This window comes from Leisingera sp. JC1 (assembly GCF_001679925.1).
In the GTDB taxonomy this organism is placed as follows: domain Bacteria; phylum Pseudomonadota; class Alphaproteobacteria; order Rhodobacterales; family Rhodobacteraceae; genus Leisingera.
This window is the reverse complement of sequence record NZ_LYUZ01000092.1, coordinates 184,148-199,807: the sequence shown is the minus strand read 5'-3', so window position 1 is coordinate 199,807 and position 15,660 is coordinate 184,148. Positions and strand designations below refer to the sequence as shown.

Genomic DNA, 15,660 nt, shown 5'->3' with positions numbered 1-15,660 from the left:
GCCCGTTTTTTTGTGTTTGCAGGCGTTTGTCTGCGCGCCCCAAGTGGAGGTCTGATGACCAACGACCTGATTGCCAAAGCTGCCATTGACCGGCGCCTGGCCGAGATCGTCACTCCGGTGATCGAAGATCTGGGATATGAGCTGGTGCGAATCCGGCTGATGTCTGGTAAGGCGACGACGCTGCAGATCATGGCCGATAAGCCTGATGGCGGCATTGAAGTGGACGACTGCGCCGCGATCTCGAACGCGGTCAGCGCAACGTTGGATGTCGAAGACCCGATCATCGACGCCTATGCGCTGGAAGTCTCCAGCCCGGGTATCGACCGGCCGCTGACCCGGCTGAAGGACTTTGATATGTTTGAAGGCTACGAGGCCAAGCTGGAAACCGAAGAGCTGGTCGGTGGCCGCCGCCGCTTCAAAGGTGAACTGGCGGGCACTGAAGAGGATGAAGTTCTGATCAATATCGACGATCAGGGCGAGACCGTGACCATTGGTCTGAAATTCGACTGGCTGAGCGACGCCAAGCTGGTCCTGACCGATGATCTGATCAAGGAAATGCTGCGCCAGCGTAAAGAGGCCGGCACGCTGAACGAAGACGCATTCGACGAAATCGAGACCGAAGAGTCTGACGAGGAGAACAAGTAATGGCTATCACCTCTGCAAACCAGCTGGAGCTGTTGCAAACCGCCGAGGCCGTGGCGCGCGAAAAGATGATCGACCCCGGTCTGGTGATCGAGGCGATGGAAGAGAGCCTCGCCCGCGCTGCCAAGAGCCGCTATGGCGCCGAGATGGATATCCGTGTGTCGATCGACCGTAAGACCGGCCGTGCCACCTTTACCCGCGTCCGTACTGTGGTCGCCGATGACGAACTGGAAAACTACCAGGCCGAGATGACCGTCGACCAGGCGCGCCAGTACATGGCGGACCCCGAGGTCGGCCAGACCTACGTCGAGGAAGTGCCGCCGGTTGAAATGGGCCGGATTGCCGCCCAGTCGGCCAAGCAGGTGATCCTGCAGAAGGTTCGCGAAGCTGAGCGTGACCGCCAGTATGAAGAGTTTAAAGACCGTGCCGGCACCATCATCAACGGTCTAGTCAAGCGTGAGGAATACGGCAACGTCATCGTCGATGTGGGCGCCGGCGAAGCGATCCTGCGCCGCAACGAGAAGATCGGCCGCGAAAGCTACCGCCCGAACGACCGTGTGCGCTGCTACATCAAGGATGTGCGCCGTGAACCGCGCGGCCCGCAGATCTTCCTGTCGCGCACCGCACCGGAGTTCATGGCCGAGCTGTTCAAGATGGAAGTGCCGGAAATCTATGACGGTATCATCGAGATCAAGGCGGTTGCCCGCGACCCCGGTTCGCGCGCCAAGATTGCTGTGATCTCCTACGACGGTTCGATCGATCCGGTCGGTGCCTGTGTGGGTATGCGCGGCTCCCGCGTGCAGGCCGTTGTGAACGAGCTGCAAGGCGAGAAGATCGACATCATCCCGTGGAACGAAGATCAGCCCACCTTCCTGGTGAACGCGCTGCAGCCGGCGGAAGTTTCCAAGGTTGTTCTGGACGAAGAAGCCGGCAAGATTGAAGTTGTGGTGCCGGAAGAGCAGCTGAGCCTGGCTATCGGTCGCCGCGGCCAGAACGTGCGCCTGGCGTCGCAGCTGACCAACCTCGACATCGACATCATGACCGAGGAAGAGGAATCGGCCCGCCGCCAGAAGGAATTCGAGGCGCGCACCAAGCTGTTCATGGAAACCTTGGATCTGGACGAGTTTTTTGCCCAGCTTCTGGTGTCCGAAGGCTTCACCAACCTCGAAGAGGTTGCCTATGTTGAGCTGGACGAACTGCTGGTGATTGATGGTGTCGACGAAGGCACCGCCGAGGAGCTTCAGGCCCGCGCCCGCGACTTCCTTGAAGCTCAGGCCAAGGCAGCGCTGGATGCAGCGCGCGCGTTGGGTGCCGAAGACAGCCTGATCCAGTTTGAAGGCCTGACCCCCCAGATGGTCGAAGCGCTGGCGAAGGACGACGTGAAGTCGCTGGAAGACTTCGCAACCTGCGCGGACTGGGAGCTAGCTGGCGGCTGGACCACGGATGGCGGCGAGCGGGTCAAGGATGACGGTATCCTGGAACCCTTCGGTGTGTCGCTGGAAGAAGCACAGGATCTGGTGATGACCGCCCGCATCATGCTGGGCTGGGTTGATCCGGAAGAGCTGGAAGCGGAAGCCGCTGAAGGCGAAGAGTCTGGCGAAGAGGAAGGCGAGGCCTGATTTCAGGCTTTGCACGGGAGACCTGCATGACACGCGGTGGCGCAACAAAAGACCGGACCGGCGAAAGCGAGCGCAAATGCCTCGCGACCGGCGAGTCCCAGCCCAAACAGGGCCTCATCCGTTTTGTGATGGGCCCTGATGGGCAGGTTGTGCCCGATGTGATGGGTAAATTGCCCGGCCGCGGTGTCTATGTGGCCTCCAGCCGCGAGGCTCTGGCTGCGGCAGTCAAGAAGAAGCTGTTCGCCCGCGGTTTCAAGGCACAGGTCCAGGTGCCGGAAGAGCTGGTGCAGGAAGTCGAGCGCCAGGTTGTCCGCCGCCTGATCGAACTGATCAGCCTCGCGCGCAAATCGGGCGAAGCGGTGTCCGGGTTTGAGCGGGTCAAGGATTGGCTGTCCAAAGAAGAGGCCAGGGTTCTGATCCAGGCCTCCGACGGGTCAGGGCGCGGGAAGTCGAAGCTGAGCACGCCCTACAAGGGCAAATTCATCGGCTGCCTCACGGCGGACGAGCTGGGAATGGCATTTGGGCGCCAAACTGCAATCCATGCCGCCCTCGCCTCTGGCGGACTCAGCAAACGTGTTGTAGATGAGGCGCAACGACTGCAAGGTTTGCGCGAAATGGTGGGCGGCAACGGCCGCACGGAAGGATAAGTAGCTTTATGAGCGATAGTGACGGCAAAAAGACACTGGGTCTGCGTGGGGGTTCCCGTCCGGGGAACGTGAAACAGAGTTTCAGCCATGGACGGACCAAGAATGTCGTGGTGGAAACCAAGCGCAAACGCGTTGTGGTTCCCAAGCCGGGTGCGGCCAAGGGAGGCAGCGGTGCTGCACCTTCCACATCCGGATCGCGCCGGCCTGCCGGCATCAGCGATGCAGAAATGGAGCGCCGCCTGAAAGCTCTGCAGGCCGCAAAGGCCCGCGAGGCAGAGGAAGCCGCGCAACGCGAAGCCGAGGAAAAGGCCCGCGCTGAAGAGCGCGAGCGCCGCCGGGCGGAGCAGGAAGCCAAGGAGCGCGAGCAGCGCGAGGCGGAAGAGCGTGCGCGTGCTAAAGCTGAAGAAGAAGAGCGTCAGCGTATTGCAGCTGAAGAAGCTGCAAAGCGTGCTGCAGCCGCACCGGCACCGGAAGCTGCGAAAGCTGAGCGTTCTGCGCCGAACAAGCCTGCACCTGCCGCAACACCGCGCAAATCCGAGCGCGAGCGCGAGCAGCGCCCGTCCCGCGGCAAGGGCCGCGACGACAACCGCCGTTCCGGCAAGCTGACCCTGGGCCAGGCAACTGGCGGTGAAGGCAACCGCCAGCGGTCGATGGCTGCTATGAAGCGCAAGCAGGAACGTGCGCGGCAGAAGGCGATGGGCGGCTCGGTCGAGCGTGAAAAGGTTGTGCGCGACGTGCAGCTGCCGGAAACCATTGTGGTGTCCGAGCTGGCCAACCGTATGGCAGAGCGTGTCGCCGATGTGGTGAAGTCGCTCATGCAGATGGGCATGATGGTCACCCAGAACCAATCGATCGACGCCGATACCGCGGAACTGATCATTGAGGAATTCGGTCACAAGGTGACCCGCGTTTCCGATGCTGACGTCGAGGACGTGATCAAGGAAGTCGAAGACAAAGAAGACGACCTTAAGCCGCGCCCGCCGGTGATCACCATTATGGGCCACGTCGACCACGGTAAAACCTCGATTCTGGATGCGATCCGCAATGCCCGCGTTGTGGCCGGCGAAGCCGGCGGCATCACCCAGCACATTGGTGCGTATCAGGTGAAAACCGAAAGCGGCACCACGCTGAGCTTCCTGGATACCCCTGGCCACGCGGCCTTTACCTCGATGCGCTCGCGCGGTGCTCAGGTAACCGATATCGTGGTTCTGGTTGTTGCAGCGGACGACGCTGTCATGCCGCAGACCATTGAAGCAATCAACCACGCCAAGGCGGCCGAAGTTCCGATGATCGTGGCGATCAACAAATGCGACAAGCCTGCCGCAGACCCGATGAAGGTCCGCACGGACTTGCTGCAACACGAAGTGATTGTTGAACAGATGTCCGGTGAAGTGCAGGACGTTGAAGTTTCGGCGCACACCGGCCAGGGCTTGGACGAACTGCTGGAAGCCATCGCGCTGCAGGCGGAAATCCTGGAACTGAAAGCCAACCCGAACCGTGCCGCCCAAGGCGCCGTGATCGAAGCCCAGCTGGATGTGGGCCGCGGCCCCGTTGCCACCGTTCTGGTTCAGAACGGCACCCTGCGTCAGGGCGACATCTTTGTTGTGGGTGAGCAGTACGGCAAGGTCCGCGCGCTGATCAACGACAAGGGTGAGCGCGTGCAGGAAGCCGGCCCCTCTGTGCCGGTTGAGGTTCTGGGTCTCAACGGCACTCCGGAAGCAGGTGACGTTCTGAATGTGACCGAGACCGAGGCGCAGGCGCGCGAAATCGCCGCCTACCGTGAGCAGGCCGCCAAGGACAAGCGTGCTGCAGCCGGTGCTGCGACCACTCTGGAACAGCTGATGGCCAAGGCCAAGGAAGACGAAAACGTCTCCGAGCTGCCTATTCTGGTCAAAGCCGACGTGCAGGGTTCCGCCGAAGCCATCGTTCAGGCGATGGAAAAGATCGGAAACGAGGAAGTGCGCGTTCGCGTGCTGCACTCGGGCGTCGGTGCGATTACCGAGACCGATGTGGGCCTTGCCGAAGCCTCCGGCGCGCCGATCATGGGTTTCAACGTCCGTGCTAATGCTTCGGCCCGTAATACTGCCAACCAGAAAGGCGTGGAGATCCGTTACTACTCGGTGATCTATGACCTGGTGGATGACGTGAAAGCTGCAGCCTCCGGCCTGCTGTCGGCGGAGATCCGCGAGAACTTCATCGGCTACGCGCAGATCAAGGAAGTCTTCAAGGTTACCGGTGTTGGCAAGGTTGCTGGCTGTCTGGTCACCGAAGGCGTTGCCCGCCGCTCGGCCGGCGTGCGCCTGCTGCGCGACAACGTGGTGATCCACGAAGGCACGCTGAAGACCCTTAAGCGCTTCAAGGACGAAGTGTCCGAGGTACAGTCTGGTCAGGAATGCGGTATGGCGTTTGAGAACTACGACGATATCCGCCCGAATGACGTGATCGAAATCTTCGAGCGTGAAGAGGTCACGCGTACTCTCGACTGATAGCCGTTTTAAGCTGAGTTTTGAAAAGCCCCGGTTTGACCGGGGCTTTTTCCTTTTGGAATGCATCAATACCGCTTTGCCACATGGAAAAGGGCAGCTTGTTCAGCTGCCCATCTTTGCCTGGCAGGTGTGAGTGGCGCTCAGGCAACGGGTTTGCCCGGACGGCCAGCATACGCTTTCCTGCCAATCCGCACCGTAGTTTTCCCATCTGAGTATGCCCGTATGAAGCTGCCCTGAACCAGTGAAGAGTGTCCCGCTTGGATTGCTCCTATCATGACCGCCTCCTGATCCGCTGACGTGCAGAGCTGTGAGTTGGTTCGCAAACTTGGATTTGAACAGAATGGTTGAAAAGGTTCGCGGCTTCAGCTTGGGGTTGCTAATTGCTTGGCGACAGCCGAGTGGCCTGTAGAATTTTGGCACGGCCCGGAAGAGGCCGTGCCAAAAGCGCGTTACAGCCAGTCTCGCAGAATTGGGATCAGCGGGATGTCCGCCGGGGGCATCGGGTAGTCTCGCAGATCATGCGGCCGCACCCATTTCAGCGTTTGTCCTTCTTTGGCCTGCGGGATGCCCTCCCACTTACGGCAGGCAAACAGCGGCATCAGAAGATGAAAATCTTCGTAGGAGTGGCTGGCGAAAGTCAAAGGAGCAAGGCACGAAGCCCAAGTGCCTATTCCAAGCTCCTCGTGCAACTCCCGGATCAACGCGGCCTCAGGCGTTTCGCCTGGCTCGATCTTGCCGCCGGGAAACTCCCACAAGCCTGCCATGGACTTGCCTTCAGGCCGCTGCGCCAGCAACACCCTGCCGTCTGCATCGATGAGGGCAACGGCAGAGACTAGAATCGTCTTCATGACCGGTAGTCCGCGTTGATCGAGATGTACTGATGAGTCAGATCGCAGGTCCAGACAGTGGCTGCGCCGCTGCCTAGGCCCAGATCCACCTTGATGGTGATTTCCTGCTTCTTCATTTCCGCTGCGCCCAGTTCTTCTTTGTAAGCCGGCGAGACCCAGCCTTTCTCCGCTACCAGAACATCGCCAAATGAGATCGACAGCAAATCACGGTCGGCTGCTGCGCCGGACTTTCCAATCGCCATGACCACGCGGCCCCAGTTTGGGTCCTCGCCGGCGATTGCGGTTTTCACCAGCGGTGAGTTGGCAATTGCCATGCCATGAACTTTGGCGTCAGCATCCGAAGCTGCACCTGTCACCTGGATTTCCACGAACTTTGTGGCGCCTTCACCGTCACGCACGACTTGGTGAGACAGGTCAAGCATGACCCGTTCCAGTCCGGCAGCAAACTCCGCATTGCCTGTTGCATCCACGCCGGAGGCACCAGTTGCGCAGAGCATAAGGCTGTCTGAGGTGGAGGTGTCGCTGTCCACGGTGATGCAATTGAAGCTGCGATCGCAAATTCCGGCCAGCTGGTCCTGCAGCGCTCCCTGTTCTACCTTTGCATCGGTGAAGATGTAGACCAGCATCGTTGCCATATCCGGCGCGATCATGCCGGAACCCTTGGCTATACCGGCAATCTTAACCGTCTTGCCGTCAATGCCGATAGTGGCGCAAGCGCCCTTGGCAAAGGTATCCGTGGTCATGATGGCCTTGGCAGCGCCTTCCAGTGCGCCTTCGTCCAAGGCGCCGTTCAGCTCGCCGATCTTAGCGACAATCCGATCATGCGGCAGCGGTTCGCCGATGACGCCGGTGGACGCGGTAAAGACGCGTTCGACCGGTACGCCGGCCTCCGCTGCAACAGCCGCAGTGATCTCCGCAACCGAGGTTTGCCCGTAGTGGCCGGTGAAGGCATTTGAGTTGCCGGAGTTCACCAGAATTGCTGCCCCGGTGTCTGCAGCCCCGCCAAGTTTGGCTTGGCAGTCCAGCACTGGCGCAGAGCGGGTTTTGGATCGGGTAAAGACGCCGGCAACCGCTGTCCCCGGATCCATCACCGCAAGCATCACGTCAGTGCGGCCCTGGTATTTGACCCCAGCGGCAGCGGATGCAAAGCGCACGCCCTTGATCACCGGAAGGTCGGGGAAGCTGGCAGGCGCCAGCGGCGAAACGGGCATGGATTTGGCCATGATCAGTTCCTTACCAGGCTGAGATCTTTGAGTATGGCCGGATCAAGATCCTCAATCTCAGGCCGTTCGATTTCCGCAGCTGCTGTTAGCTCGTTCACCCGTTCCTCAACCGCTTTCTGGCGCAACTCATCAGCCAGCACGGCACGGACTTCTTCGAATTCGGGCGCTTCTGTCTTGCGGCGCTCGTTCAGCAGGATGATGTGCCAGCCAAACTGCGTTTGGACCGGACCCGAAACTTCCCCAGAGCCCAGTTTCAGGACAGCCTGTTCAAACTCTGGCACCATGCGGCCTGTGGTAAACCAGCCGAGGTCGCCGCCGTTCGGGCCGGAGGGACCGGTAGAGCGTTCTTTTGCCAGCGTGGCAAAGTCAGCGCCTGCATCCAGCTCGGCCTTGACGTCCAGCGCGTCCTCTTCGCTTTCGACCAGGATATGAGCGGCGTGAAATTCATCACCGCCTTCGCCGGTGGAATACTTCGCGTCATAGGCCGCGCGCAGTTTCTCCTCGCCGCTTGCCTTTTCCATGACCGTTTCGATTACCTCCGCTGCCAGCAAGGCGCGTTTTTCGTTATCGACCGAAAGCTCGACATAGTGGGGCACCTGGCCCCGAAGCTGCTGTTTCAATGCTGTTTGCTGGATCAGCTGATCCAGGATTGCGTTGTAGAGGACGTCATCGGGCAGCTGCTTGTACTGCGCCGGCAGGTTTTCGCGGGCCATGACCATATGGCCAATGGTGATCTCCTCGCCATTGACCGAGGCAACCACCGTGTTTGCATGCGGAGATGCTGCTGCGGCCAGCGGCAGCGCAGCACAGGCGGCAACCGCCATACCGCGCAGAAATGTGAGACCTTTACGCATTGAAACCTTCCTATTCCTTGGCCGTTAAGGGCCGTGCCGTTGACACTCTATACCCTGCCGCTTACATCGCCTTGAGGCCATTGGCAGGACCGTCTTTCCACCTTTGTTTATGGGTTGCGGTCACGGCGGGCAAGCCTGCCCGATGCATGGGCCGGATATAGGATCGCTGGAGAAGATATGCTGGGTTTCGGAACAATCGCCAAAAAGGTTTTCGGTACACCTAACGACCGCAAGGTCAAGGCGACACGGCCGCTGATTGCTCAGATCAACGGGCTGGAAGAAGACTTCGCAAAGCTCAGCGATGACGGGCTGATTGCCAAGACCGAAGAACTTCGCAAGCGGGCGCTGGATGGCGAAAAACTGGATGCGCTGCTGCCCGAAGCCTTTGCCAATGTGCGGGAGGCGGCCAAGCGGGCCTTGGGCTTGCGTGCTTTTGATACCCAGTTGATGGGTGGTGTTTTCCTGCATCAGGGTAACATCTCCGAGATGAAGACGGGCGAAGGCAAGACTTTGGTGGCGACTTTCCCTGCCTACCTGAACGCGCTGACGGGCAAGGGCGTGCATGTGGTCACGGTGAACGAATACCTGGCCAAGCGCGACAGTGAATGGATGGGCAAGGTGTTTGCTCAGCTCGGCATGACCACCGGCGTTATCTGGTCGGGCCAGCCAGATGCAGAGAAGATGGCTGCCTACCAAAGCGACGTGACCTATGCCACGAACAACGAACTGGGCTTTGATTACCTGCGCGACAACATGAAGCCGTCTTTGGACCAGGTGTTTCAGAAGCAGCACAACTTTGCCATTGTTGACGAAGTTGACTCGATCCTGATCGATGAGGCCCGTACCCCGCTGATCATCTCTGGTCCCGCGGAAGACCGCTCCGAGCTCTATTCCACCATCGATAAAGTGATCCTGCTGCTGGCGGAACACCATTACGAGGTCGACGAGAAAACTCGCGGCGTGACTTTCACTGAGGAAGGCAACGAGTATCTGGAGCAGACCCTTCGCGAACACGGGCTGTTGGAGGCCGAAGCATCGCTCTATGATCCGGAAAGCACCACAGTTGTTCACCATGTCAACCAGGCTCTGCGGGCGCACAAGCTGTTCCAGAGGGATAAGGATTACATCGTCCGCGACGGCCAGGTGGTGCTGATCGACGAGTTCACCGGCCGGATGATGCCAGGCCGCCGCCTTTCCGAAGGCCTCCACCAGGCCATTGAAGCCAAGGAAGAGGTGCAGATCCAGCCGGAGAATACCACTTTGGCCTCCGTGACCTTCCAGAACTACTTCCGTCTTTACGACAAGCTTTCCGGCATGACCGGTACCGCAATGACGGAAGCCGAGGAATTTGCGGAAATATATGGTCTGGGCGTTGTTGAGGTGCCGACCAACCGTCCGATTGCCCGGGTTGACGAGGACGATCAGGTTTACCGCACCGCCCGTGAGAAATACGAGGCGATGATCAAGGAAGCCAAGGTTGCCCACGAAAAGGGGCAGCCGGTCCTTTTGGGCACAACCTCGATCGAAAAGTCGGAACTGCTGAGCCAGATGCTGGAGCAGGAAGGCATCCCTCACAATGTGCTGAATGCACGCCACCACGAGCAGGAGGCGCAGATCGTCGCCGATGCCGGCCGCTACGGCGCGGTGACCATCGCTACCAACATGGCGGGCCGCGGTACCGATATTCAACTCGGCGGTAATGTCGAAATGAAGGTGCTGGAGGCGCTGGCGGCCAACCCCGAGGCCGATCCAGCGGAACTGCGTGCCGCAGAGGAAGCCAAACACGCGGAAGAAAAGCAGAAAGTGCTGGATGCCGGCGGCCTTTTTGTGATGGCGTCTGAACGGCACGAAAGCCGTCGCATCGACAATCAGTTGCGCGGCCGTTCCGGCCGTCAGGGTGACCCTGGCCGCACCCGCTTCTATCTCAGCCTCGAAGACGACCTGATGCGGATCTTCGGCTCTGAGCGTCTGGACAAGCTGCTGTCGTCTTTGGGCATGAAGGAAGGCGAAGCGATTATCCATCCTTGGGTGAACAAATCGCTGGAACGAGCCCAGGCAAAAGTCGAAGGCCGCAACTTTGACATGCGCAAAAACGTGCTGAAGTTCGACGACGTGATGAATGATCAGCGTAAGGTGATCTTCAAGCAGCGCCGCGAAATCATGGCTGCTGAAGACTTGTCGGAAATCACCAATGACATGCGCCATGAAGTGATCGATGACCTTCTCGACGTCCATATGCCGCCCAAAACCTACGCTGACCAGTGGGACACGGAGGGCTTGCAGGAACAGGTCCGCGAAATGCTGTCCATTGACGCGCCTGTTGCAGACTGGGCAGCCGAAGAAGGTGTTGACGATGAACAAATCCGCGAGCGGCTGGTGAATGCGTCCGATAAGATGATGGCGGAGAAGGCTGAGGCCTTCGGCCCGGAAAACATGCGCAACATCGAAAAGCAGGTGCTGCTGCAGACCATCGACAAGAAATGGCGTGAACATCTGCTGACGCTGGAGCATCTGCGTTCGGTGGTGGGGTTCCGCGGCTATGCGCAGCGTGATCCGCTGAACGAGTATAAAAACGAGAGTTTCCAGCTGTTCGAAAGCATGCTTGACAGTCTGCGTGAGGAAGTCTCCCAGCAGCTCAGCAGGGTGCGTCCGATGACTGAGGAAGAGCAGCAGCAGATGCTGATGGAGATGGCAGCCCGTCAGGCAGCCATGCAGCAGATGGCGGCACAAGCCACTGGCGCGGAAGCGTCGGCAGACGCAGCCGTGCCAGGTTTTGTAGAGGGCGATCCGTCAACCTGGGGTAATCCTTCGCGCAACGACAAGTGCCCATGCGGATCCGGAAAGAAGTTCAAGCATTGCCACGGCAGCTTGGTCTGATTGACCTTTCGTTCCTATCGGTCTCCGGTTTCGCGGCCCTTGGCGGGCTGCGTGACAGGACACTTGGCAAAGAGCGCTCCCGTCAGGCGCTGTGCTGTGTGCAGCGCCGGGCCTAAGGCCGTTGCGCGGCCCCAAAAACCGCAGGCGCGGGAGTGCCCCTGATTTTGTTTCCAGGACCGCAACGAAGGCTGGTAATTCGCCGGATTTTCTCCCGCTTGCAGCCACAAACTGGCCGTCATTGAGGGGCAGGCTGTGAAAAGCAGTCTGTCTCAGGAGGGCTTCATGCTGACCAAACAGGTAATGCTGACGGGGGTATTGACGCTTGCAGGTGCCTTGGGCATCGGCGTCTATATGCAGGCATCCGAAACGCGTTGGGGGACCGGCGAAACCGGCCAGCCCGCCGCGGCAGATACTGGGACATTTGCGGAGCCGGAAACGGAGAGCCTTCTGATCGAGAAGATTTCTCTGACCTCCGCGCCTTCCAGCCCGTCTTCTGAAACAATTGGCTTGCCAAGGGCAGAACCGGTGAATGAAGCCTCCTGCCAGACGATGGCTAAAGCCGAAGCAGCTCCTTTGGCGATGGTTAAGCTGTCCGTTGACGCCCCGTGCCGCCCGAATGAGCGTCTTACAGTGCATCACAGCGGAATGAGCTTCGCCGTTTCCCTGGATGACACTGGGAGTTACGAAACTTTTGTGCCGGCCTTGACACGAACTGCTGTGTTTATCGCTGAAACTCAAAGCGGTTCCGGTTCCGGTGCCGTAGCGGTGGCCGAGGTTGATGGTATCGAAGATTTTGAGCGTGTCGTAGTGCAGTGGAGCGGTAATAGCGGCCTCGAATTGCACGCCCGGGAATTCGGTGCCGCTTATGGAGGTGAGGGGCACGTCTGGCACGGTGCAGAGGACCATGCTGGCATGGGCCGGATAGATCGGCTGGGAGAACAAAGCCTTCTGGTTCCGAGGATCGCAGAAATTTACAGCTTGCCCTCAAGCCTTCCGGGTCAATCCGGAACAGTGTCTTTGACAGCAGAAGCCGAAGTGACCGGAGGAAACTGCGGACGGGATATCTTCGCACAAGCGCTGCAATTGACCGGTGGCAGGCTCAGCAGCCGCGATCTGGTGATGGGAATGCCAGATTGCGAAGCTCAGGGAAGCTTTCTGGTGTTGAATAATCTTCTCGAAGACCTGAAGATTGCCGCCAACTGATTTGCGGTAACTTCAGGTATCCACATGACCTTCTTGCGTGCGGCCGTTTGTGCCGCACTTTTTCTGACAGTCCTGGCACGCGGTCTTGCAGCTCAGGATGTCACCCTGTCTTCTCCGGATGGCACAGTTGAGATCACCGGCACGCTGCTGGGGTTTGATGGCGAATTCTACCGAGTACAGACACAGTTCGGTGAGCTCACCGTGGATGGCTCCGGTGTGGCTTGCGATGGGCCAGGGTGTCCCAGCCTGTCTGCCTTTGTTGCGGAGATCACTTTTGCTGGATCTTCCGCCATGTCGGAGGTGCTGTTGCCGGCGCTGATTGAAGGCTTTGCGTTGCGCAATGGCTACCAGACACGCCGGGAGCCGCTGCCTGAGGGAAACTTCAGCCATGTCTTGCTGCGAGGGCAGAAGCCCGCCGCACGGTTTACATTTGCAGTCAGTAATACAGATGCTGGGTTCGCAGCGCTTGTTGCGGATGAGGCCGATGTTGCGATGGCAACACGTGAGATCCGCGTTTTGGAACGCAAGGCCGCGCGGGCCGCAGGTTTGGGGGATTTGACCGGGACCGGGCGCAGCAGGATCCTGGCGCTGGATGCTTTTGTGCCAGTTGTCGCGCCGGCAAATCCCGTGCGTGAGGTTACCTTGCCGCAATTGGCTGGTATCTTGTCCGGCCGGATCAGCAACTGGCAGGAGCTTGACGGCCCAGATGCTCCCATTTCCATTCATATGCCTGTGTCCGGTTCCGGTCTCTCACAAGCAGTCGAAGACAAACTGATGGCGCCAACCGGCGCAGGCTTTACTGCCAAGATCAACCGTCATGACCGCAGCAGCACGCTGGTCCGGCGGGTTTTGATTGATCCCTTTGCCATCGGCATAGCCAGTTACGCTGAGAAAGGCGCAGCCCGGGTTTTGACCCTTTCAGGACCTTGCGGATTTTCGCTGCAGGCCAGCCGGCAGGCGGTAAAGACCGAGGATTACCCGTTGACCGTGCCGATGTTTTTATACTTGCCGGCCCGGCGCCTGCCTAAGGTAGCGCGCGACTTCCTCGCTTATGTGCGCGGACCCGCTGCGCAGGCAGTGATCCGCCGCGCAGGTTTTGTAGATCAGGCCCCGGAACTAATCCCGGTGAGCCGCCAGGGGAACCGCCTGTCCAATGCTATTCTGGCTGCAGACCAGAAAGGCGGCCTGACTGAATTGCAGCGGCTGGTGACCGCCCTGGGAGGGATGCGGAGATTAACAGCCACATTCCGGTTCGAGCCGGGATCGTCGCGCCCTGACGCCCAGTCCCGCAGCAACATCGAACAATTGGCCCGGGCGCTCGAAGCAGGCGAGTTCGATGCTCAGGAGCTTGTGTTCGCGGGGTTTTCCGATGGGGTCGGCCCGGCCGATGGCAACAGGCAGATCGCAATGAAGCGGGCTGGAGCTGTGCGTGATGCGGTGATCAAGGCCGCGGAAACCGCAGACGTCAGCCGCGTGAAAATTCGGACTGAGGGATTTGGTGAGGTCTTGCCGATGGCCTGCGATGATAGCGATTGGGGCCGCCAGATCAACCGGAGGGTAGAGGTCTGGGTACGGTAAGCGTGCTTCTGTTTTCTCAGCTTTACCAGAACCCTAAGTATTCGCTCTAATAATGGTTTAACCAGTTTCGGCGATCAGATCACTGGCCTTTTCCCCGATCATGATTGCGGGCGCATTGGTGTTGCCGGAGACGATTTCCGGCATGATAGAGCAATCGGCTACACGCAGCCCCTCAACGCCGTGAACCCGCAGCTTTTCATCTACCACTGCATTCTCCCCCGCTCCCATCTTGCAGGTCCCAGTGGGGTGATAAATTGAAACCGAGTTGCTGCGCGCCCAATCCAGTGTTCCTTCGTAATCTTCCATTGCCAGGCCAGCGCTGGGGCGGAATTCCTCGGCAATCTTGGATGCCAGAGGATTGTGCCGGGCAATGCGCCGGGCAATGTTGATGCCGTCGACGATTGTCCGGCAGTCGGTCTCGGCGGAAAGGTAGTTCGGAAAGATTTTTGGGTAGGTCCTGGGGTCCGGCCCGTTCAGCCGGATTTCGCCCCGGCTTTCGGGGCGCAGCTGGCAGACCGACATTGTGAAGGCGGAAAATGGATGTACCCCTTCACCGGGGCTGTCCGCTGACCAGGGCTGCACATGGAACTGGATGTCAGGCGTTGCCACTTCAGTCCGGGTTTTCATGAAACCGGTTGCGAGACTCGCCGCCATGGTCATCGGTCCGGCCCGGAACAGCGCATACTTCAAGGCGATCCGGGCCTGGTTGAACAGGCTGCGGACTTCGTCATTGAGCGTTGGTTCATTGCATTTGTAAACCAGTCTTGCCTGCAGATGGTCCTGCAGCCCTTGGCCTACCCCGGGCAGATCGACAAGTGGTTCGATACCGTTGGCCTGCAACTGGTCAGCCGGGCCGATACCTGACAGCATCAATGTTTGCGGTGAATTGATAGCACCGCCGGACAGGATGACTTCCCTGCGGGCCGTGATGGAGTGGCGCTGGCCTGCTTTGTCCAGGTAGCTGACGCCTGTCACCCGGCGCCCGTCTAGACTTATCTTTTCGACGAGGGCATTTGTGATGATCTGCAGATTGGGCCGGTTCCGCGCAGGTTTAAGGAAGGCGACTGCCGCACTGCAACGCCGGCCGTTACGGGTGGTGAGCTGGAAGTAGCCGACGCCTTCTTGCTCGGCTCCGTTGTAATCGGGGTTGAACGGGTATCCTGCTTCCTGCGCGGCAGCCACCCATGCGTCACAGATTGGGCGCTGGATACGCATGTTTGAAACCGCCAGCGGGCCGCCTGTGCCATGGAAATCATCCGCGCCGCGCTCCTGATCTTCGGAGCGCTTGAAGAGCGGCAAGACATCTTCCCAGCCCCAGCCTTCGTTGCCCATCTGGCGCCAGCGGTCGTAATCCTCTTTTTGGCCGCGGACATATAAAAGTCCGTTCAACGAGGAAGACCCTCCTAATACCTTGCCTCGCGGCCAATCAATCGAGCGGCCATTAAGACCCGGATCCGGTTCGGTCCTGTAACACCAGTCCACCGACGGGTTGTGCATGGTTTTGAAATAGCCGACCGGAATATGAATCCAGGGATTCGTGTCACGTCCTCCGGCTTCCAGCAGAACCACCTTGTTTTGCGGGTTTGCACTCAACCTATTGGCGACAACACAGCCGGAAGACCCAGCGCCGATGACGATGAAATCCGCGTCCAAATCCATTCCTCCCGAACTCCCGATGAAAAA

12 protein-coding genes are annotated in these 15,660 nt (G+C 59.4%); 7 read left to right on the top strand and 5 right to left on the bottom strand.

The genetic code is table 11. The features are described 5' to 3' along the window. The first annotated feature begins 54 nt into the window (after positions 1-54). From rimP to infB, 4 genes are read left to right on the top strand one after another with little or no spacing between them, the layout of a single operon-like run. Positions 55-645 (top strand): ribosome maturation factor RimP, encoded by a 591-nt coding sequence (rimP, locus tag A9D60_RS13685; RefSeq protein ID WP_039172090.1) that lies wholly within the window; start codon positions 55-57, stop codon positions 643-645. Then, a complete protein-coding gene (nusA, locus tag A9D60_RS13680; protein WP_039184591.1) occupies positions 645-2,261 on the top strand; it encodes a transcription termination factor NusA in 1,617 nt (538 codons plus the stop codon). The genes rimP and nusA overlap by 1 nt, the downstream gene beginning before the upstream one ends. A gap of 26 nt (positions 2,262-2,287) precedes the next feature. Then, positions 2,288-2,908 (top strand): RNA-binding protein, encoded by a 621-nt coding sequence (locus A9D60_RS13675; RefSeq protein WP_065268108.1) that lies wholly within the window; start codon positions 2,288-2,290, stop codon positions 2,906-2,908. 8 nt (positions 2,909-2,916) lie between these two features. Then, positions 2,917-5,394, top strand: a complete 2,478-nt coding sequence (infB, locus tag A9D60_RS13670) for a translation initiation factor IF-2 (RefSeq protein ID WP_065268107.1) — start codon at positions 2,917-2,919, stop codon at positions 5,392-5,394. On the opposite strand, the gene A9D60_RS13665 is transcribed toward infB, so the two are convergent. The 4 genes from A9D60_RS13665 to A9D60_RS13650 all read right to left on the bottom strand — a co-directional run bounded on the left by A9D60_RS13665 (position 5,375) and on the right by A9D60_RS13650 (position 8,319). Continuing rightward, complete coding sequence (locus A9D60_RS13665; protein WP_065268106.1) at positions 5,375-5,566, bottom strand: hypothetical protein; 192 nt, start codon at positions 5,564-5,566, stop codon at positions 5,375-5,377. The genes infB and A9D60_RS13665 overlap by 20 nt on opposite strands. A 277-nt stretch (positions 5,567-5,843) precedes the next feature. Continuing rightward, entirely contained in the window at positions 5,844-6,242 is a 399-nt protein-coding gene (gene mutT, locus A9D60_RS13660; protein WP_065268105.1) for an 8-oxo-dGTP diphosphatase MutT, read from the bottom strand. Beyond that, positions 6,239-7,465, bottom strand: a complete 1,227-nt coding sequence (argJ, locus tag A9D60_RS13655) for a bifunctional glutamate N-acetyltransferase/amino-acid acetyltransferase ArgJ (protein WP_065268104.1) — start codon at positions 7,463-7,465, stop codon at positions 6,239-6,241. The genes mutT and argJ overlap by 4 nt, the downstream gene beginning before the upstream one ends. 2 nt (positions 7,466-7,467) lie before the next feature. Continuing rightward, positions 7,468-8,319 carry a peptidylprolyl isomerase gene (locus A9D60_RS13650; RefSeq protein WP_065268103.1) on the bottom strand — a complete coding sequence of 284 codons (852 nt, stop codon included), beginning with the start codon at positions 8,317-8,319 and terminating at the stop codon, positions 7,468-7,470. A 177-nt stretch (positions 8,320-8,496) separates the two neighbouring features. On the opposite strand from A9D60_RS13650, the gene secA reads away from it, so the two are divergent. The 3 genes from secA to A9D60_RS13635 all read left to right on the top strand — a co-directional run bounded on the left by secA (position 8,497) and on the right by A9D60_RS13635 (position 13,977). Then, a complete protein-coding gene (gene secA, locus A9D60_RS13645) occupies positions 8,497-11,196 on the top strand; it encodes a preprotein translocase subunit SecA (RefSeq protein ID WP_065268102.1) in 2,700 nt (899 codons plus the stop codon). 282 nt (positions 11,197-11,478) lie between these two features. Continuing rightward, positions 11,479-12,399: a hypothetical protein gene (locus A9D60_RS13640; protein ID WP_065268101.1), complete on the top strand. Its 921-nt coding sequence runs from the start codon at positions 11,479-11,481 to the stop codon at positions 12,397-12,399. Positions 12,400-12,423: 24 nt separating this feature from the next. Then, the gene (locus tag A9D60_RS13635) at positions 12,424-13,977 is read left to right on the top strand and encodes a phosphate ABC transporter substrate-binding/OmpA family protein (RefSeq protein ID WP_065268100.1); all 1,554 of its coding nucleotides are present in this window, start codon (positions 12,424-12,426) and stop codon (positions 13,975-13,977) included. A 57-nt stretch (positions 13,978-14,034) separates the two neighbouring features. On the opposite strand, the gene A9D60_RS13630 is transcribed toward A9D60_RS13635, so the two are convergent. Then, positions 14,035-15,636, bottom strand: coding sequence for a GMC family oxidoreductase (locus A9D60_RS13630; protein WP_065268099.1), 1,602 nt, complete (start codon positions 15,634-15,636; stop codon positions 14,035-14,037). Positions 15,637-15,660: the final 24 nt, after the last annotated feature.

Excerpts from the sequence above, each read along its gene's own strand:
- rimP (WP_039172090.1), top strand. The coding sequence starts at position 55 with ATGACCAACGACCTGATTGCCAAAGCTGCCATTGACCGGCGCCTGGCC.
- nusA (WP_039184591.1), top strand. The coding sequence starts at position 645 with ATGGCTATCACCTCTGCAAACCAGCTGGAGCTGTTGCAAACCGCCGAG.
- A9D60_RS13675 (WP_065268108.1), top strand. The coding sequence starts at position 2,288 with ATGACACGCGGTGGCGCAACAAAAGACCGGACCGGCGAAAGCGAGCGC.
- infB (WP_065268107.1), top strand. The coding sequence starts at position 2,917 with ATGAGCGATAGTGACGGCAAAAAGACACTGGGTCTGCGTGGGGGTTCC.
- A9D60_RS13665 (WP_065268106.1), bottom strand. The coding sequence starts at position 5,566 with ATGCTGGCCGTCCGGGCAAACCCGTTGCCTGAGCGCCACTCACACCTG.
- mutT (WP_065268105.1), bottom strand. The coding sequence starts at position 6,242 with ATGAAGACGATTCTAGTCTCTGCCGTTGCCCTCATCGATGCAGACGGC.
- argJ (WP_065268104.1), bottom strand. The coding sequence starts at position 7,465 with ATGGCCAAATCCATGCCCGTTTCGCCGCTGGCGCCTGCCAGCTTCCCC.
- A9D60_RS13650 (WP_065268103.1), bottom strand. The coding sequence starts at position 8,319 with ATGCGTAAAGGTCTCACATTTCTGCGCGGTATGGCGGTTGCCGCCTGT.
- secA (WP_065268102.1), top strand. The coding sequence starts at position 8,497 with ATGCTGGGTTTCGGAACAATCGCCAAAAAGGTTTTCGGTACACCTAAC.
- A9D60_RS13640 (WP_065268101.1), top strand. The coding sequence starts at position 11,479 with ATGCTGACCAAACAGGTAATGCTGACGGGGGTATTGACGCTTGCAGGT.
- A9D60_RS13635 (WP_065268100.1), top strand. The coding sequence starts at position 12,424 with ATGACCTTCTTGCGTGCGGCCGTTTGTGCCGCACTTTTTCTGACAGTC.
- A9D60_RS13630 (WP_065268099.1), bottom strand. The coding sequence starts at position 15,636 with ATGGATTTGGACGCGGATTTCATCGTCATCGGCGCTGGGTCTTCCGGC.